The sequence below is a fragment of the Clostridium coskatii genome (genome assembly GCF_001675205.1).
GTDB lineage: Bacteria > Bacillota > Clostridia > Clostridiales > Clostridiaceae > Clostridium_B > Clostridium_B ljungdahlii.
In genome coordinates, this window is sequence record NZ_LROR01000045.1 from 38,795 (window position 1) to 59,094 (window position 20,300).

Consider the following 20,300-nt stretch of genomic DNA (forward strand, 5'->3'; position numbering starts at 1 on the left):
GCCTCTCTTGGGGCGAGAAGTCTGTTCGCGGTACCACCCAAATTATTACTCAATTCAATAACGGCATTTTGCCGATACAGCTTACTGTAATTTCAGCCTATAACTCAAGGATGAGTTCAATGTACAACATCTATGGGTTTTCACCTTTTCCCACTCTCTTTAAAATATAATTTACATTTACTATTTCCTATCACAGTTTTCTTATTTTCAATTTTTTATATACCGCAAAATTATAATATAAAAAACAGACTTCTCTTGGAGCGAGAAGTCTGTCGCGGTACCATCCAAATTTATACTCAATTTAATAACGGCTTTCGCCGGCTCAGCTTACTGTAATTCAGCCTACAACTCCAGGGCGAGTTCAAAATATACTATATGTGGATTTACACCCTACACCACTCTCTTAAAATATAATACAAATCTACTGATCCCTATCTAAGTTTTTATCTAAAAATTATTATGTTGTAAGTATAGTACAATTCATTTTTGTTGTCAACTGTTAATTTCATTTTTATGTTCACCTATTTTTTTAGTATATACAATACATAACATATAAATTATCTACAAAATTTTACACAAAATTTAATATTTACACTAATTTTTTCACTCATACATAACGAATAAATATAGGTAAAAGAAAAATACAGAAGTATAGGATAATTATGTTATTAATTATCCTATAAAATTTGAAAGGAGTCACAGATGTTTAAAAAATTAAATCTAGCAACTAAATTAAGTATTACACTTGGCATAGTAGTGCTTTTAGGAATTGCTATTATTGAAGGAGTTACACTAAAAAAAGTTCAACAAAGTTCTTATAACCAAGCCAGTGAACAAGCAAAGCAGGTGTCAAATGCTTTCGCAAAAGATATACAAGTAGACTTTAAAGTATCACAGACCACTGTGGAAGGAATAAGGAATACTGTCCTATATTGTAAAAAATCAGGAAGTTTAAGCAGAGAACAAGTAATTGAACTTTTAAAAACTACACTAGAAAAAAATAGCGATATACTAGGATTATACACAGCTTGGGAACCTAATACATTTGACGGTAAAGATAGTTCCTATATAAATAAGGATGGTCATGATGCTACTGGTAGATTCGTTCCCTATCTCGTACGAGAAAATGGAAGCATAAAACTAGAACCTTGCACAGGTTATAATGATGAAAGTAGTGGAAGTTATTATTTTCTTCCAAAGGAAACGAAAAAAACTTGTTTAATAGAACCATATACATATAAAATAAATGGCAAAGACACTTTAATCACTTCGCTAACAATGCCTATACTTGATGATAGTGGAAACTTTTTAGGAGTGGTAGGAGCAGATATTAAACTCCAAAATCTACAACAAACTGTCAACAAAGCAAAACCTATGGGTGGTTATGCATCAATAATTACAAATACAGGTAAAATTGTTGCAAATGGTAACAATCAAGAATTAGTGAATAAAAATATAGTTGATTTGGATAAAAGCGAAAAAGACATTTTGGATAAAATTTCTAATGGTGAAAGCTTTCAAACGCACAAAAAAGCTATAGCTACAGGAACTTTATCACTAAAAGCATACTCTCCAATAACTTTAAATGGAGTAGCTAACAAATGGACCTTTGCCTCAATGATTTCAGACAAACAAATGTATGTTGAATATACCCAACTTTTCAGGATAATAATGCTTATGACTATAATTATTACCCTAGCAGTAATTGCATTAATGTTTATTCTTATTAAAAGAAATATTTATCCTGTAACTGTGGCATGTAATCACCTGGAAGTACTTTCAAATGCCGATTTTACTGAAAAAATACCAGAAGAATTTTTACATAAGGAAGACGAAATAGGTATACTTGCAAAATCCATTGATAAAATGCAAGGTTCCATTGGAGAGCTTGTTCTAGGGGTCAAAGAAGAGTCCTCAAATGTAGAGGGTGCAGTTATAGATACTGTAAAACATATGGAAGAATTAAATTCAAATATAGAAGATGTTGCTTCAACTACTGAAGAGTTATCAGCAACTATGGAAGAAACAGCAGCATCTACAGAAGAAATGAATGCTACATCAAACGAAATAGAGAAATCAGTGGAAGTTATAGCCCACAAGGCTAAAGAAGGTGCGGTATCAGCTAAAGAAATTGATGATACTGCTAAAAAATTGAAGGCAAACTTTTTAGAATCAGAGAAAAAAAGACTTGAAATTTATGAAGAAACAAGTGAAAAACTTAAAAATGCTTTAGAACAATCAAAATCTGTTGATGAAATTACTGTTCTTTCAAACACTATAATGGAAATAACCGAACAAACTAGTCTTCTAGCTCTTAATGCAGCAATAGAAGCCGCAAGAGCCGGAGAAGCCGGTAAAGGTTTTTCAGTAGTTGCAGATGAGATAGCAAAACTTGCAGATGATTCTTCTAATGCAGTTTCAAAAATTAAACAAATAACAGAAAAAGTAATAGCTTCAGTAAATAATCTTGCGCAAAGTGCAAATGGTATGATGGATTATATGACAAATAACGTTAAACTAGATTACCAAACTATGCTTGACGCAGCAGATAAGTACAGTTTAGATGCAAATTCAATTAAAAACATGGTTTCAGAATTTGATGATGCATCAAACCAAATTCTTGATTCAATTAAAAATTTATCGGAAATAATAAATGGTGTAACAACCGCTGCAAATGAAGGTGCAAATGGAACTACTACCATTGCTGAAAAAACTAACACAATAGTAGAAAAATCAGAGAAAGCTAAGCATCTTTCAGAATATGCTAAAGAAAGAAATGAAAATCTTAAAGGATTAGTTTCAAAATTAAAAATATGATATATATCAAAAAGCATGAAGTTACTAGAACTTCATGCTTTTTAATATTTTACAAAATTCGAAAGTGGTATTACATTTATAACCGGTTCATCATAAGGATGAACCTTTCTTATAGTGCTTATAGCTTTTTCTACTATGTCACTCTTACAGCAAAACTCTACTTTACATTCCTCTTCTTCACTTACTTCGCCTTTTTCTCCTTTAAATGGATTTGCTCCTGAAAGTGGTCTCCAATACCCTGTAACTTTAGAAACTGACATACAGTTGTCATAATTTCCACCTATAGTTAATGCTCCTATATCGTTCAAACTCTCCCGAAGTTTTGTCACATATTCCTCAGGTATAAAAGTTTCCATCTTATAATTTTTATATTCCAAAATTATTCCCCCAATTATGTTTAGGCATTTTCAAAGAAATAACTAGTCAGTATACTAGCCTATTTTTTATCATACTGCGTCGGTAGAACCCTTAGATAGGATTCACTATCTGCGGAGCCTGCCTCCTTGTCTGATAAACAAAGTTCTTAGCAACTGATGCTTAGAAATTGTTATCCAGGGACATAACCGCTCTTTACTCACACTTGAAAAAGTGTGAGTATTAGAGCGGGTTAGTCATCGGATAAAAAATATTCGTCGCATCTTTGACTTGTTATTTTCTTTCAAATACCTTAAGTTAGAAGTTTAAAGTGGATAATTGAAAGTAAATGATAGCTTTCAATTATCCACTCTCAATTCTAAACTATACTAAAATAGATTAGAAAAAAAGTTTTTAACTGCATTAATAATTTTAGCAAAAAATCCTTGAGTCTGTTCGCTAGATAAAGTACCCTTTAACTGATCTGCAACACTACCTAACTGACTTTTTATATCTCCAAAATTCAAATTTAAACCATTTATTTTATTCATAACATTAGTTATTTTATCAATATCTCCGGTACTCAAATTTAAATTATAGTTATTAGTTACATTTTCAACTATCTTTCTTACCCCGGCTTCAGTTTTAGGCTTATCTTTAACTACTTGTGTTTTTATATCATTCATTACACCAGCAGCTTTGTCTTTCCCTATCTTGTCACCTAACTCTCCTGTAGTAACCAATTCGTCATTGGCAGCTTTCTTTTTATTTTCATCAATTTTGCCGCCGTTTGCACTATTTTCAAACCCCTTTAAAATTCCAGTAAGAGCTGCTGTTCCAGATACATTAAAAGGAGCTGATGCCTTAACATTTGCATTTTTTATTCCTGCAGTAATAAGTGCATTCTTTATCATGCTGCTGCTTACCCAATATATGTTATTTGTAGATACATTTAATCCACCACTGGACGTTGGTTCTACATAAGCACAGGATATAGATTTTGTACCTATTTTATCACTGCTTGCAACATCTCCTAAATATTTTTTCTCTTCATCTATATTGACATCTATTACATTAGCATCCTGTCTAGTAACCCCAAAATACTTAAGCATTTCTTGTTTTTGGCTATCTGTTAGATCTCCTCCTAAGGTTACAACTTTATAGGCATCTGCATAAACTCTATTTCCTGAAATAGGTAAAACTACAGTTATAGCCATAAGCACTATCAATAACTTACTAAAAATTGTTTTAAATTTCATGTGTTTAAACTCCTTTTTTTAGTTTTATAAATACCCAACTCTCGCACATATAAAACTTTTTTAATTAATAGTTAAGAATGAAAAATTAATAGTTAATGTAGATTTTTTCCATTACACTACAAAAAATCTTTGATTAAGCTTTTCACCACTCATTTCGCTAAAGCGAAACATTGCTGATTTATATAAATTTAAAGATTTTTTGCGACAGCTAAAAATCATCCTTCACTATTAATTTTTCATTATTAATTCTTAACTTGTGAAGCTTTGCTTCATAATTTTTTTAAACTGCGAAAGTTGAGATAAATATTAATACATATTATAAATATAATATACTATATTTATGAATAAAAGAAGTATAAAATTATAACCAAATATAAAATTTTAATATATTATTAAGATATTTATTCTTTCCTTGAATACTCTTTAAAACAATCTAAACATACCTTTTTTCCATTCATTATTCTAATTCTATGTTCAGCTGTATCTTCTCCACAATTTTCACATACTATGTTATTAAATGACCTAGCCTTTTCCGGCACAGAAAATCCTGGTTTTTTATAATAAAATAATTTTTCACAAGGGCAGTTTAGCAAATAATCAATATCTTTTTGTCTGTCTCCACTTCTCGGCCAATTTTTTAATACCACTCTCAGGGCATCACCATTTTTTCTATTAAAAAAACTAAATGCCATTTTACCGCGGTCTCTATAAATTAAGTTTCCCTTTCCCATGGTACACCCTGTTATCACCTGGACTGCATCTACTCCACAGGCATCGTTTTCAGTTATGCACACTATTTCCTCATCTTTTGAAAAGGAAATATCCATTTTTTCTTTAGCTGCCTCACTGGCCTTATAGCCTATTGCAAGTCCAGGACATAAATGTCCATGAAATTCAACACATTTTTCCCATAGTTCTTTATCCATTTTATTCCCTCCTGACTAAATTGTTTATATAAATTATACGTCATTTATCCGATGGCTACCAGCCGTAATACCACATCTTCTTATAAAGTGGGGGATATTAGAACTCTTGAGCTTCATCGATTTAGAGTTCTTATGCTGTGCATAACGGCTGCTACGCCCCTGGATAACGATTTCTCCTAAAGGATAACGCCTTCTAAGTGCTGAAGCACTAAGAATCCTGTTAATAAGTTTCAGATGGAGAAAAAAGCTCCACCTGAAGCCAAGAACTCTGTTTATATAAAACTTTACAATAATATAATTCATTTCAAGTATATGTAACAATTAAAGAAAGTAAGGGAGTCAGAGACCACCTTACTTTCTTTAATTAAGATTTTACTATTGTGAAAACTTCTGCACCTGATATTTCATCCGAATAATAGGTTAAACTATAGTCTCCATAAATGCTATATTTGATAACTATTTGCTTTAACGTTTTTGGAACATTATAATCTGTAGAATTATAGTTTAATATTTTAATACTAAAAGATTGCCTCTGACTAGTTACATAATTTTTTAATGCATTGTAAAAGTCATTATAATTATCTACAACATTTATATCATTACCATATCTATCTTTCTCCGTCACATTTAACTTTTCAAAACTATAGTCAGTACTGTTACATTCAGGGTAATCTGATTTATCCCACTCATGATTTTTTTCAATCTGAGAATCAGTTATATTGAAGTAAGAATGTGAAAGGAGCTTGGATCCATCATTTGTAACAGGATCATCCCAGGTAGAATCCATCTGATAATACTGCCCCTGTATTTTTACTATATTCCAGGCATGGCTTATCCATCCATCTCCATCATTTCCCCGTCCTATTACCATTTTACATTCTATACCAGCAGCTGTAAGAAGCCTGTCCATAGCATCTGCATAACCCTGACAAACTGCTGTTTTATTCACTAAAACTCCATAAGCAGTATAGGAATCATCAGGCATATCTGCTGTACCTGCCCTTTGATCATATTCTGTATTATTTACCACATAATCGTGAAGTGCCAATTCTTTTTCATAGTCTTTCATTTGAGGCGTTGTGACACTGTTTACTACTTGATCGACTTTTTGCTGTATTGCATTTTCCTTAGCTATTAAATTTTGCTTAGTATCGTCATACTTAAAATTTATAGTCATTTTAGTAGAACTGGAACTCTCAACATTACTTCCTGCACTTGAATACCAATCTCTTAAATTTGGATTGTCTTTCAAAATCTTATCTATGACACCCAAATTATAAGTACTTCTATCATAGTTTGTTATGTTTAAAACTAAAGTATCCTTATAATTAGAAAGTGCATCCTTTACAGCATTGTAATACTGAGTATAATTTTGTATTGAAATTTCACCATTGGATCCATTTTGCCCATTTACTGTAAAATTATATTTTACTCCTTCATTTAATTGCTTGCCATCAGTAGATTTTAAGTTATTATCTATTACCAAAACGTATTTTTCGCCAGAAGTGTAGGGATTTTCAGGTGAAACCTGCACAACATCTGATTTTGAACTCACTACATTAACTGCTACTGATTGATTATTGTCCTGCTCATATACTTTAATAGAGTTTTTTGCTGAATTTATATCAATATTTTTATTAAAACTTATTGTCCATGTCTTGTTATTGGCTACATTAGAGGTGGCATCGTTATTCCAAATTTTATAATTTTCTGCAGCATAGCAATCTTTACCCACAAATAGAAATCCACACACCACAGCTACCACAATAAATTTACCTATTTTCTTAAACACAATACCATCTCCCAACAACAATTATTTTTTAATTTCATACATTAGATAATGCGTTTCTTTCATTCCTTTGGACTTATAAGTATCTTTAGCTCTTTCATTTTTCTTTTCTACATATAATCTCAAACTGCACACATTATTGCTGCGTTCAGCAAGATATTTCACATAATCAAACAATTGTGTAAATATTCCTTGTCCTCTATAATCTTTGTTTACATATACACTCTGTATCCACCAATAATCTCCGTTTCTCCAATCACTCCATTCTTTAGTTATCATGATCTGTCCCACTACCATGTCGTCCTTTTCATATACAAAATAAATTCCATTTCCATTGTCTTCTAGTGCAGTTCTTACACCTTTTTTCAATATTTCTTTATCTAATTCCAGATTTTCTGTTTCTTTAGCTAAATTATAATTGTATTTTACTATAGTGTCCAGATCTTTTATATTTCCTCTTCTTATCATTACAACATCTCCTAATATCATAATCAATTCACAATTTGTGAATTTTAAATATCTAGCTTAGACAAAGATTCACTTTTATGAGAAAAAGCCACTTTTAAAAGCACAGGAGTTATAATTGTCGTAAGTATTACAACCATTAAAGTTGGAAGAAATATTTCCTCCGATATAATATTTTTTTGTAATCCTATATTTGCAGTAATTATAGCAACTTCTCCTCTAGAGATCATACCTACTCCAATTTGTAAAGACTCACTTTTACTCATTTTAAGAACTCTAGCCGCACCACCACATCCAATTATTTTTCCAACAACTGCAATAACAAACATAACTAAAGTAATAATTAGTACTTCTAGATTGAGACCCTTTAAATTTGCTTCAATGCCCACACTTGCAAAAAATATAAGTGATAAAAATCCAGAAGAAATTGCTTTGATATTTCTTTCTAAATACTTTTTATGCTCAATAGAAGAAAGTACAAGTCCACATATATATGCTCCTGTAATAGCCGCTATTCCAAGATACTCTGCAATACATGCTATTAAAAGTGCAAATGCCAGTGAAAAAGTAAGCATCTCTTTACCTGGCTTTACATCCCTGGTAAATTTATTTATATACTTAGGTAAACACACTATGCCCAATATAGAAAATCCACAAAATAAAATTATTTTTACAAAAACAAAAACAAGTGACATCATCCCGGAAGCTGAGGCCCCAGAACCAGAGCTTTGGGCTACTGCAAGTACTATAGATATGAGCATAAGCCCTAAAACATCATCTATTACAGCAGCTCCCAAAATATTTATACCAGCCCTTGTATTTAGCTTACCAAGTTCCTTAAGAGTTTCCACACTAATACTTACGCTAGTGGCCGTTAAAATAACTCCAACAAATACATTTTCTAAGAAATTATTAAAAAACATATAGGCACTTAAAGTTCCTAAAATAAAAGGTAAAATAATTCCGCACATGGCAATTATAAAAGAAGATAAACCTGCTTTTTTAAATTCTTCAATATTAGTCTCAAGACCTGCAAGAAACATGAGCATAATTACTCCTAAATTTGAGAGAAGTTTTATATTATCATCATACTGAACAACATTTAAAATAACAGGACCAAGTATTACACCTGCAATGAGTGCCCCCAAAACCTCTGGCATCTTCAACTTTCTACTAATAATTCCACCTATCTTTGTACATATAAGAATTAACACTATATCTAATAAAGTTTTTTCCATTATAACCTCCTTATTTTAGCTAAAAAAGTGGAAAGCCCCCCCTAAAGGACTTTCCACCCCAAAAGTCATATTATCATCTTGAAAACAAATAAATATTTGTCCAACCGAAATATACACTATTTTTAATTTTAATATAGACATAATATCACAATTATGTCAATTACTCAACATATAAATTGTTTTATTAAATTTTAAATTTATTTACAGCTCGTTTAAGCTGTTCAGATAAATTTGCTAAATTCTGACTAGAAGAAGTTATTTCCTCCATAGATGCATATAATTCTTCGGTTTCTCCAGATACTGTTTGACTTTGAGATGCAGTGTCCTTTGATATCTTATCAATTGTCTCTACATTTAAAACAATTTGTTCACTACCTTCTGCAAGCTGCTGTAAAGTTTCAGAAGTACTCTGAATTTGCAAAGAAACATCATTTACAAGCTTTAATATTTCATTAAATGAATTCCCCGCATTGTTCACTACTTTCGTCCCATCATTTACATTGTCCATACTACTCTTCATAGAAACAGTAGCTCCTTGAATATTTTCTTTAACTTGCTGAATAAGTTTTGCAATTTTATCTGCAGATTCACCTGATTCCTCTGCAAGTTCACGTACTTCTTCTGCTACAACTGAAAATCCTTTTCCCTGCTCTCCAGCACGTGCAGCCTCGATAGATGCGTTTAAAGCCAATAAATTAGTTTGATCTGCAATATCTGAAATAGTATTTACAATTTCTCCAATAGCCATAGAATCACGATTAAGCTTTTCCACTGAATCTTTTACTATTTCCGTTGAATTTTTAATAGATTCCATCTGGCTAACAGCCTGTAATATAACATCACTGCCTTTTTTAGCTGCTGAAGATGCATTACTTGCAGCATTTGCTACTTCCTGAGAATTAGCAGCCACTTCCTCAGAACTTGCGGAAATTTGCTCAACTACTGCAGATGCTTCTCCTGAAGATTTAGATTGATTTTCAGCTCCTTCAGCCACCTTGATAATGGCATCATTCACATGTCCTACAGTATCGTTTAACTGATGGGCGTTATTATAAAGTTCTTCTGAAGCTTCAGTTACCTCATTAGAAACATTTAGAACCAGTCTTACAATATTTTTTAAATTTTGTGCCATTATATTAATTGAAGTAGCCAGTTCTCCTATTTCATCCTTTTCCTCTATTTTTATAGGTTCAACTATCAAATTTCCATCAGATATCTGTCCCAGGGAATCTACACACTTATCAAGCCTTAATACAATTTTATTAGAAATTTTCATTGCTGCAAAAATACTGGCTGCAATACTTATTAAGAATATAATACCCATAATCCATTTTGCTCTAGAGCCTGCATTTCTAGTCTGTGTCCATGCATTATTTGTAATTTCATTTATCATATTACTAAGTTTAGTATACACATATTTATAATCATCCATATATACTTTTCCATCTTGAAGTCTATCTCGTGCTATTTGAATTTTTCCCGACTTAACTAAGTTTATTTGATCTCTAAAATAATTATCTATTACCTGAATATTTGGTATAACTTCATTTTTTATAGTAATGGCTAAATTATCATCTACATAATAATAACTTTTTATATTTTTTATATTCTTTTGAATATTTTCTTCACTTGAATCGTAGGACTCTAGAAATCTGTTATCTCCATCGCTTGCAATATAACCTCTGACTCCTGACTCTTCATTTATCAGTTCACTGCTAATTTGGGACATAATATTGCCTATTGGAATAACATCTTTTGAAACTCTATCTGTAGATTTTTCAATGCGATTAAAATTAAAAAAAGCACCTATTGTAGCTAAAAACATCATTATCAAAATAATACTAAATCCTACAAAAATTTTAGTTTTAACTTTTACATTTTTTATCACAATACTCTCCCCCATTAATAATCCTATTTTGCATCCTGCACATTTTCTTTTGTAATCATTTTGTAATCAATCCAGATGTATTTTCCATCTGTAATCTTATACTTAAAATTACTTTCATCAGGAATTTTCCCCTTGGAAAGTATATATGATAAATCAAAAGCAGCATCTCCCTGTTTTGCAGCATCATTTAAAACAGTCCCGAAAAGGGTGCCATCTTCAACAGCTTTAACTGCCGGTGCCGTAGCATCTACACCTACTACAGGTACATATTTTCCTCCATTAAAATATCCAGCTGCTTTTAGGGCATCAACAGCTCCAAGGGCCATGTCATCATTGTTTGCTATTACACAGTCAAAATTTGGACCATATGACGAGATAAACGAGGTCATTTTTTCCTGAGCCTTTGTACGATCCCACATAGCAGTATCTTCTGCCACCTTTTGCACCTTAAAACCTGAATCTTCAAGAGCTTTTATAGAATATTGTGTTCTCTTTTCAGCATCTTGATTTCTCATTTCCCCTTTTAGCATAATATATCTAATAGTGCCATCTTGAGTAGGATGGCCTTTAAAATAATTTACAAGCATCTGCCCCTGTATTGTTCCAGATTGCTCTGCTTTAGCACCTACATAGTAAACTTTATTCCATTTTTCCACATCTTCTTTTTTAGGCTGGCGATTTACAAATACTGTAGGTATATTTGCTTTTTTACATTTTTCAATAATCTGCCCTGCAGCATTAACATCCACTGGATTTATATCAAGTACATCGACTTTTCTATTTATAAAGAGACTTATCTTGTCATTTTCAACTGTTTGGATATTATTTCCATTCCAAATATCAACTCTAGCTTTTCCATTAGATACCTTATACATCTCATTCTTAAGTTCAGTTATCCATGTATTATTAAACTCATAGGCAACAAAACCAATTACAGGTTCATTTTTATTTGAAGATAAAGAATTTGAACAGCCTGTCCCCAAAATAATAGTTAATAGACCAGTAACAGCAATTGATTTCATACATTTCTTCACAATCAAAGCCCCCTAAAAATATCTAAATTTTTCCCTTATATGCAACCTGCCAATAATCGATTAAAATTAATCGATTATTGGCAGGTTGCACCACTAACTCCAAACTCTCCAGGTGCCCAATTATAGAGAATTTTTCATTGTTTCCAACTTTTAAAAACATACTAAATTATTATTTAATTTTACTGCTAAAATTGAAAATAATCAATAAAATAGAGCCAAAAGTGAAAAGTTTACACTTTTGGCTCTATTTTTATCCAATCGCCACCATTACTAACACCCCCATCGCACACAACGAAAGCGACTATCGCCAAATCAAAGATTTGGAATATCTGCTTTTCTACCAAAATGGGGGATAAGTACTGCTACGTGCCTGAATAAGTTCTTCCCCTAAAGGATAACGTATTATAAGTGCTAAAGACACTAAGAATACTGTTAATAAGGTTCATCTGGATAAAGTCGTCCTTACAAGCAAACTACACCTGAACCTAAGAATCACTTGATAAAAGTTAATTTGCAGTTACAATACCCAACTTTTCACGCAAAGCTTTATAAGTATCATCAATATACTTTTCAGCTTTATCTTGATCTTCTATTGCCTCAACCTTAACTGCACAGTATTTATATTCTGGAGTTTTTGATATAGGGTCCAGATTATCTACTGTAAGTTCATTGCAGGCACCAATCCACCATTGATAAGTCATATAAGTAGCTCCTTTTAAAACTCTATCTGTAACATTTGCCCTTGTTACTACAGAATCTCTTTTTGAAGATACTCTAACTAAATCTCCTGTTTTAATTCCAAGTTCTTCTGCATCTTCTATACTCATCTGTATTTTTCCAGGTTCATCTTCTAGCTGCTGTAGAGCACGACAATTTCCTGTCATTGTCCTTACAGAGTAATGCCCTATTTCTCTAACTGTACACAAACTAAGCGGATATTTTTCATCTGGTGATTCTTCTGTAGGTCTCCATTCTGAAGCAAATAAAATACCCTTTTTGCTCGGAGTACTAAACTCGTTGTTTTCATACAAAACAGGAGTTCCTGGATGATCTTCTGTAGGACATGGCCAAAGTACACCATCTAAAGTTTCCATTTTCTCATAAGTTGCACCTGCAAATTTAGGTGAAAGGCTTCTCATTTCATCCCATATTTCCTTTGTATTATTATAGTGCATTTTATATCCCATAGCTGAAGATAACTCGCAAATTATCTGCCAATCAGGTTTTGCTTCACCAATTGGTTCAACTGCCTTGTTAAACTTTTGCAATCCTCTATCTGCAGCACTATATACCCCTTCATGTTCTCCCCAGGCAGTTGCTGGCAAAATTACATCTGCATGTAATGTAGTTTTATTCATAAATATGTCCTGAACTACTACAAATTCAAGCTCATCCAAAGCCTCCCTTACTTCATTTGAATTTGGATCACTTTGAACACAATCTTCACCCATAATATAATATGCCTTTAATTTATGTTCCTCCAGTACTGCTTTAGGTACTTCAGTCAAATGATAGCCAATTTTGTCTGGAAGATTTTTTACTCCCCAAGCTTTTTCAAATTTTTCTCTCACATTTTTATCTGTAACACTCTGATATCCTGGAAAATTATTTGGAAGTGCTCCCATATCACAGGCTCCCTGAACATTATTTTGTCCTCTTACAGGGCCTATTCCAACACTTGGCCTTCCATAATTTCCTGTTAGTAGTGCCAAACCAGCTAATCCTTTTACCACATCTACAGCTTGACCAAATTGACATACTCCCATACCATAAAGTATCATTGGGTTTTTAGCTGAAGCATACATTTCCATAGCTTTTTTAATCTTTTCTGCTGGTACATTTACTATTTTTTCTACATATTCAGGTGTATATTTCTTTATAACTTTAATATATTCATCGAATCCTTCTGTATATTTTTCTACATAATCTTTATTGTATAAACCTTCATTAATAAGAACATTGGCAAAACCGTTTACAAGTGCCATATTAGTACCACCCTTTATCGGAAGCCATAAATCTGAAATTCTTACACTTTCTGTTACCCTAGGGTCCACTACTACTATTTTTGCACCTTTTTGTCTTGCCTTAACTATTCTTCTTGCTACCATAGGATGAGATTCTGCAGGATTATACCCAAAAATAAATACCAAGTCTGCATTATCAATTTCAGGAATGCTATTAGACATTGCACCATTTCCCAACACTTTAGCAAGTCCAGCTACAGAAGGTCCATGACAAACTCTAGCACAGTTGTCCACATTATTTGTTCCAATAACAGCCCTCATAAATTTTTGCATAATATAGTTAGCTTCATTTCCAGGACCTCTAGAACAACCAGTACCCATTATAGAATCAGCGCCATACTTGTCTCTTATTTCTCCCAATCTTTTTGCAGTAAAACTGATAGCTTCATCCCAAGTAACTTCTTCGAGCTTGCCATTTTTTCGTATCTTAGGCTTCCTTATACGTGGAGTTAAAAGCTTAGGATCATTTAAATAATCCCATCCATAATAACCTTTAAGACAAAGCTCTCCCTCATTTGTTCTGCCCATAGCAGGCTCAGCTCTCTTAATTTTCCCATCTTCAACCACTAAATACAGTCTGCAACCAGCACCACAGTAAGGACATACAGTTAATACTTTATTCTCCATAATAACTACCCCATTATTTTTTATATTTTTTGAATCTTTCTATATTTAATATATCACTAAAAAAGTGTGCAATTCAAAGACTATAAGAAATACTTATTCGTTGTTATTAGTAGTATTAAAATTTTTTATAGTGGCTCTTTTCTGTAAAATTGGTTATTATACATATTGTAGTACATACTCTTCTTTTTAATTAAATCTTTATGACTTCCTTTCTCTACTATTTCTCCCTTATCTACTACCATTATAATGTCTGAATTTTTAATAGTACTTAATCTATGAGCAATAATAAAACTAGTTCTCCCCTTCATAAGTTTATTCATAGCATCCTCTATTTTAAGTTCTGTTAGTGTATCCACATTACTAGTAGCTTCATCTAGAACAAGTATTGCGGGATTTGAAAGTATTGCTCTTGATATAGCTATAAGCTGTCTTTCGCCTTGACTTAAATTGTTTCCTCCCTCATGAATTAAAGTATTATATTTTTGTGGAAGTTTCTCAATAAATGTCTCTGCATTAGCAAACCTAACTGCCTGCTTAATTTCAGTAAAATCTGCATCTAACTTACCATATCTTATATTTTCAAGTATTGTTCCCGCAAAAAGATACGTATCCTGAAGAACTATACCAAAACATTTTCTAAGACTATCTCTCTTATAATTTCTTATATCCTCTCCATCAATTAAAATTTTACCAGCTGATACATCATAAAATCTAGTGACCAAATTTACAATAGTTGTTTTACCAGCTCCTGTAGGTCCAACAAGGGCAACTTTTGTACCAGGACTTATATCAAAACTTATGTTTTTTAATATTTTAACACCTTTTCTATAGCAAAAGCTTACGTTTTCAAAGCTAACCCGTCCTTTTACATGATCAAATACCTTTGCATCAGAAATGTCTTCCAACTCCTCTTTTTCATCTAGTACTTCAAATACTCTTTCTGCACCTGCTGCTGCTGATTGGAGTGTATTAAATATACTAGCTATATCATTTAATGGTCTTGCAAATTGTCTTGAGTAACTTAAAAAACTAGCTATAATTCCCACTGTTATAATATTCTTTAAAGCTAACACTCCCCCTACACCTGCTACAGCTGCAAAACCTATATTGTTTATTACATTCATTATTGGCATTAAAAACCCTGACCAAATTTGAGCTTTTAACCCTACTTCACATAGGGAAGAATTTATTTTATTAAACTCCTCTATACACTTTTCACCATGATTAAAAGCTTTTACTACTTGAATCCCAGATATTGTTTCTTCTATATGTCCATTAAGTTTTCCAAGTTCTATCTGTTGATCTTTAAACAGCGGATTTGTTTTTTTTGCTATACTCTTAGTTAATAAAAAAACCATAGGCACTGTAATTAAAGTCACAAAAGTAAGAAACGGACTTAATATAAGCATCATTACAAAAGATCCTAAAACTGTTATTACTCCTGACATAAGCTGAACCGTAGATTGTGATATAGTACTACTTACATTTTCTACATCGTTTGTAAGTCTGCTCATAATTTCTCCGTGAGTATTCATATCAAAAAAAGATAGTGGAAGCTTTTGAAGTTTGCCAAATAAATTTTTTCTAAGACCCATTATTATCCGCTGGGCTACCCCTGACATAATCCATCCCTGAAAAAAAGTTAAAATAGTATCCACTACATAAGTTAATAAAAGCAACATAATCATTATCCAAAGCATATTAAAGTTTACTTTTCCATAGGATTCTGACATGGCATCAATAGCTCTTCCTATAAGATAAGGTCCTATAAGTCCTACTACAGAATCTATTATTACAGATATGAGTATTATAACTAGTAATTTTCTCTCACTTCCAAAATATTTCCACAGTCTTAGAATCGTTTTTCTTAAATTTTTTGGTTTTTCTACAGGTCCAAGTCTTCTTCCCCTTCCTCTCTTTCTAGCACCTAAAGGAACTGTTATATTATTTCTATCATATTTTCCCATATCCTCTATATATTCTCCTTTCCAAACTGAGATATTAATATGTCTTCATAAGTCTTACAGGTTTTCACAAGTTCATCATGTTTTCCAATACCTATTAATTTTCCACCATCAATTACAAGTATTTTATCTGCCCACATTATAGAAGATATTTTCTGTGAAATTATGATACACGTTAAATTTTCTAAACCTTTTCTTAAATTTTCTCTTATCTTAGCTTCTGTAACTGCATCTAATGCACTTGTACAGTCATCAAATATAAGTACTTCAGGGCTTTTAATAAGTGCACGTGCTATGGAAATCCTCTGTTTTTGCCCACCTGAAAAATTGATTCCTTCTTGTCCAATTTTAGTATCATATTTTTCAGGAAATCTATCTATAAATTCATTAGCTTCTGCAATTTCACAAACTTTTTTTACTTCTTCTAGAGAAGCATTTTCTTTGCCCCATCTTATATTCTCAATAACAGTTCCAGTAAATAATGTTGTTTTTTGAGGCACTAACGCTATTTTATCCATCAAAGTTTTTTGATCTATATTCTGTATATTCACTCCATCAATTTTTATGATTCCAGAAGTTACATTATAAAATCTAGGTATTAAATTCACCAAACTGCTTTTACCTGAACCTGTAGGTCCAACAATACCAATTGTTTCTCCTGGCATACAGTTAAAACTAATATTATTTATAACTTGATGTCCATCTGAATAGGAAAAGCATACATTTTCAAAATCTATTCTCCCTTTTTCAGTAAAATTTGTAGAGACTTCATTAAATTCTATGTCATTCTCCTCATCCAATATCTCAAAAATTCTAACTGCTGAAGCTTTAGATCTAGCAAATACATTAAATATAGCAGATATCATCATAATAGAAAAAAGTATTTGTGTCATATAATTAGTAAAAGCAATTATTTTCCCTACCTGAATATCTCCTGCCTCTACATACTTTCCACCAATCCACAAAACACATACTATTCCTATATTGATAATCAAATTTCTTCCTGGAGAAAATAAAGACATGATACGCATTGCAGTTGTAGTTAATTTTCCTAAATTTTTATTTGCAATTTCAAATTTTTCACTTTCATAATTAAATCTGTTAAATGCCTTTACCACCCTTACTCCAGACAAATATTCTCTCATAACAGAATTTATTTTATCAAGTGATACTTGAACCTTCATAAAATAGGGATATTCTATTTTCATATTTAAGAATATAAGTAAAACTATAATTGGTATTATAATAAACAATATCACTGCTAAATGTAAATTCAGCTTGGACGCCATAATAATACTTCCAATACAAACAATAGGAGCCTTTACAAATATCCTCATAAGTCCATTGACAAAATTTTGAACTTGAGTTACATCATTGGTAAGACGTGTTATAAGTGAACTGCTTTTAAATTTATCAATACTATTAAGTGAAAAACTCTGAATTTTTTTAAATAAATCTTCCCTTAAATCCCTACTAAATTTTTGAGATACACTTCCAGATAAAATATTACGTCCTGATGCACCTAAAGCACCTAATCCTGTAACTGTCAGCATTATAAATCCGTGTTTAACTATGTAATCCATATTCTTATTTGCTACACCTATATCTACTATTTTTGACATTATAGTAGGCTGTATCAAATCACACATTGCTTCCACAGCAAGACAAAATATAGCAAGGCAAAAACCTTTCCAGTATTTATGTATATATTTTTTCATATATTTCAATGGACACACTCCCCAAATTTTATCTTATTTATTGATAATATTACTTTTTAATTGCAATTTCAATTATGAACATAAGATTAATTAAGCTTCTTGTCTAATGCAAAAGTACTAATTATACTGTATAATTATCTAGAAGTTAAATAGAATATTATGTAAACCTATGAATATCAATCTAATTTAAAGAGGCGATTACTTTGAGAAATTTTTTAAATAAACTTTCTTATTATTTTAGAGAAAGTTATGGTATTGATAAACTTTCTACCCACCTTTATATTGGCGGAATTGTTCTATCTTTATTTAGACGTACAGCTACACTAGGGTTTGTATTTTTCATATACAGTACCTGGAGGTGCCTTTCAAGGAATAAATACAGGAGATACAAGGAACTTGAGGCTTATGAAAATTTCATCTCACCTCTAGCTAAAAGGTTTAGTGGGTTTACCTATTCTATGAACAATCATAAACAGTATAAAATATTTAAGTGTCCAAATTGCTCCCAAAAATTAAGAGTTCCTAGACACAAAGGAAAGATAACCATAACATGTAAAAATTGTGGTACTTCTTTTAAAAGGAAATCTTAATCTTTTTCATTAACATAGTTTATGATAAAATAGAATAAAAACTTGAAAAGTAGGTGCTGCTATTGGGTGAAAGAAGAATATTTGTGGCAGTTTTTAAATTTGTAATTTTAATATTTTGGACAATGTTTCAATTTGTAGCTATTGCACTAGTTTTCAATTCATTTAATATATCCTTAATATATTACTTTGTCTTTTTTGAAATCATAAGTGTCATTTTCGTAATTCATTTAAACTATAAGGATAAAAATACTTCTTATAAAATAAGCTGGATAGTTTTAATTCTTCTCATTCCAGTAGTGGGAGCACTTATTTATATTTTTTCCATGATTGGAATAAAACGTAACTTTAATAAGATAAACAAAATAGAATTGGATAAAGACGTATTTCCAAAAGAAGACCAAGATATGCTTTCTTCTTTTAAAAATGAAAATAAAATGAGATACAATGAAACAAGACTTATAAAAAATATTAGTGACTATGGATGCTATATAAATACAAAAGTTGATTACTTCTCGTCAGGGGAAGACATGTATAAAAAACTTTTAGAAGAATTGAAAAATGCCAAGAAGTTTATTTTTTTAGAGTACTTCATAATCTCAAAAAGTAAAATGTGGGATGAAATTTTTGAGATTTTAAAAGAAAAAGCCAATAATGGTGTAGAAGTAAGAGTACTAGTAGACTATGTTGGTTCTCTTGTTGTTTTACCAAAAAATTTTAAAAGGTCTCTTAAAGTCAATAATATAAAATTAAAAATATTTAATCCATTTAAAATAATTTTAAATTTTATGCTAAATTACAGAGATCACAGAAAGATAACTGTAATTGATGGAACTGTTGCTTTTACTGGTGGAATTAATATAGGCGATGAGTATATAAATGAATATAAAAAATATGGTTACTGGAAAGACATGGCTGTATGCTTAAAAGGAGAAGCAGTTTATAGTTTTACAATTATGTTCTTAAGAATGTGGCAATCAATATCAAAAAAGAAAGAGGACTTTTCAAAATATAAGACTTCATTCAAACTAGAAAAAAGTCAGGGTATTGTAATGCCTTATAACAGTGGACCCATAAAACCTGATGGCGCAGCAGAATACGTGTATTTAAACATTATAAACAGTGCTAAAAATTACATTTATATTACTACCCCCTACTTGGTAATAGGATATGAAATGACACTGGCACTTTGCCTCGCAGCAAAAAGGGGAGTAGATGTGAGAATAATAACCCCTTTTATTCCAGATAAAAAAATCGTACAGATTCTCACTAGATCTCATTATGACAACTTATTAGATTCAGGAGTAAAAATATACGAATATACACCAGGATTTATCCATGGAAAAACTTTTGTATCTGATGGGGAATGTGCAGTAGTTGGAACTATAAACTTAGATTACAGAAGTTTATATTTGCATTTTGAATGTGCAACCTACCTGTACAATGTCCCCATAATAGATAATATTTACAAAGATTTTTTAAGAACTATAGAAGTATCAAAAAAGATAAACAAAGATGTATGGGAAAAAAGAAGTCTTTCAAAAAAAATTGTAGAATCAATTTTGAGAATGTTTGCTCCATTAGTATAAACAGAGTTCTTGCATCAAATA

At 31.4% G+C, this 20,300-nt stretch carries 14 protein-coding genes, 1 riboswitch and 3 other annotated features; of the genes, 3 read left to right on the plus strand and 11 right to left on the minus strand.

Features of this window, described 5'->3' with window-relative positions; all coding sequences use genetic code 11:
- Positions 1-5: 5 nt before the first annotated feature.
- Positions 6-203 (minus strand) — a binding site (T-box leader).
- A 50-nt stretch (positions 204-253) separates the two neighbouring features.
- Positions 254-447 (minus strand) — a binding site (T-box leader).
- A gap of 255 nt (positions 448-702) precedes the next feature.
- A complete protein-coding gene (locus tag CLCOS_RS09500; RefSeq protein ID WP_063600769.1) occupies positions 703-2,817 on the plus strand; it encodes a methyl-accepting chemotaxis protein in 2,115 nt (704 codons plus the stop codon).
- Between the two features lie 41 nt (positions 2,818-2,858).
- Here CLCOS_RS09500 and cutA read toward each other — a convergent pair whose 3' ends face one another.
- The 11 genes from cutA to CLCOS_RS09555 all read right to left on the minus strand — a co-directional run bounded on the left by cutA (position 2,859) and on the right by CLCOS_RS09555 (position 18,103).
- On the minus strand, positions 2,859-3,194 hold the full coding sequence (gene cutA / locus CLCOS_RS09505) for a divalent cation tolerance protein CutA (protein WP_063600768.1): 336 nt from the start codon (positions 3,192-3,194) through the stop codon (positions 2,859-2,861).
- A gap of 366 nt (positions 3,195-3,560) precedes the next feature.
- Entirely contained in the window at positions 3,561-4,430 is an 870-nt protein-coding gene (locus CLCOS_RS09510) for a DUF1002 domain-containing protein (RefSeq protein WP_013237566.1), read from the minus strand.
- Positions 4,431-4,831: 401 nt separating this feature from the next.
- Positions 4,832-5,356, minus strand: coding sequence for an FmdE family protein (locus tag CLCOS_RS09515; RefSeq protein ID WP_023162951.1), 525 nt, complete (start codon positions 5,354-5,356; stop codon positions 4,832-4,834).
- A gap of 364 nt (positions 5,357-5,720) precedes the next feature.
- A complete protein-coding gene (locus CLCOS_RS09520; RefSeq protein ID WP_063600767.1) occupies positions 5,721-7,148 on the minus strand; it encodes a transglutaminase domain-containing protein in 1,428 nt (475 codons plus the stop codon).
- Positions 7,149-7,169: 21 nt separating this feature from the next.
- Positions 7,170-7,613 (minus strand): GNAT family N-acetyltransferase, encoded by a 444-nt coding sequence (locus CLCOS_RS09525; protein WP_023162949.1) that lies wholly within the window; start codon positions 7,611-7,613, stop codon positions 7,170-7,172.
- A gap of 44 nt (positions 7,614-7,657) precedes the next feature.
- Complete coding sequence (locus tag CLCOS_RS09530) at positions 7,658-8,848, minus strand: cation:proton antiporter (protein WP_063600766.1); 1,191 nt, start codon at positions 8,846-8,848, stop codon at positions 7,658-7,660.
- Between the two features lie 47 nt (positions 8,849-8,895).
- Positions 8,896-8,954, minus strand: a sequence feature (sodium ion sensor (DUF1646 type); this cis-regulatory element may regulate processes involved in with the transportation of sodium ions).
- A 78-nt stretch (positions 8,955-9,032) separates the two neighbouring features.
- A complete protein-coding gene (locus CLCOS_RS09535) occupies positions 9,033-10,736 on the minus strand; it encodes a methyl-accepting chemotaxis protein (protein ID WP_063600765.1) in 1,704 nt (567 codons plus the stop codon).
- A 23-nt stretch (positions 10,737-10,759) separates the two neighbouring features.
- On the minus strand, positions 10,760-11,770 hold the full coding sequence (locus CLCOS_RS09540) for a galactose ABC transporter substrate-binding protein (protein WP_023162946.1): 1,011 nt from the start codon (positions 11,768-11,770) through the stop codon (positions 10,760-10,762).
- A 70-nt stretch (positions 11,771-11,840) separates the two neighbouring features.
- Positions 11,841-11,924, minus strand: a riboswitch (cyclic di-GMP riboswitch).
- A gap of 352 nt (positions 11,925-12,276) precedes the next feature.
- Positions 12,277-14,421, minus strand: a complete 2,145-nt coding sequence (gene fdhF / locus CLCOS_RS09545; RefSeq protein ID WP_063600764.1) for a formate dehydrogenase subunit alpha — start codon at positions 14,419-14,421, stop codon at positions 12,277-12,279.
- A 125-nt stretch (positions 14,422-14,546) separates the two neighbouring features.
- The gene (locus CLCOS_RS09550) at positions 14,547-16,388 is read right to left on the minus strand and encodes an ABC transporter ATP-binding protein (protein ID WP_063600763.1); all 1,842 of its coding nucleotides are present in this window, start codon (positions 16,386-16,388) and stop codon (positions 14,547-14,549) included.
- A 5-nt stretch (positions 16,389-16,393) separates the two neighbouring features.
- Positions 16,394-18,103, minus strand: a complete 1,710-nt coding sequence (locus CLCOS_RS09555) for an ABC transporter ATP-binding protein (RefSeq protein WP_192847891.1) — start codon at positions 18,101-18,103, stop codon at positions 16,394-16,396.
- Between the two features lie 203 nt (positions 18,104-18,306).
- Here CLCOS_RS09555 and CLCOS_RS09560 point away from each other — a divergent pair, with 203 nt between their 5' ends.
- The gene (locus tag CLCOS_RS09560) at positions 18,307-18,693 is read left to right on the plus strand and encodes a zinc finger containing protein (protein ID WP_013237555.1); all 387 of its coding nucleotides are present in this window, start codon (positions 18,307-18,309) and stop codon (positions 18,691-18,693) included.
- Positions 18,694-18,755: 62 nt separating this feature from the next.
- The gene (gene cls / locus CLCOS_RS09565; RefSeq protein WP_023162942.1) at positions 18,756-20,279 is read left to right on the plus strand and encodes a cardiolipin synthase; all 1,524 of its coding nucleotides are present in this window, start codon (positions 18,756-18,758) and stop codon (positions 20,277-20,279) included.
- Positions 20,280-20,300: the final 21 nt, after the last annotated feature.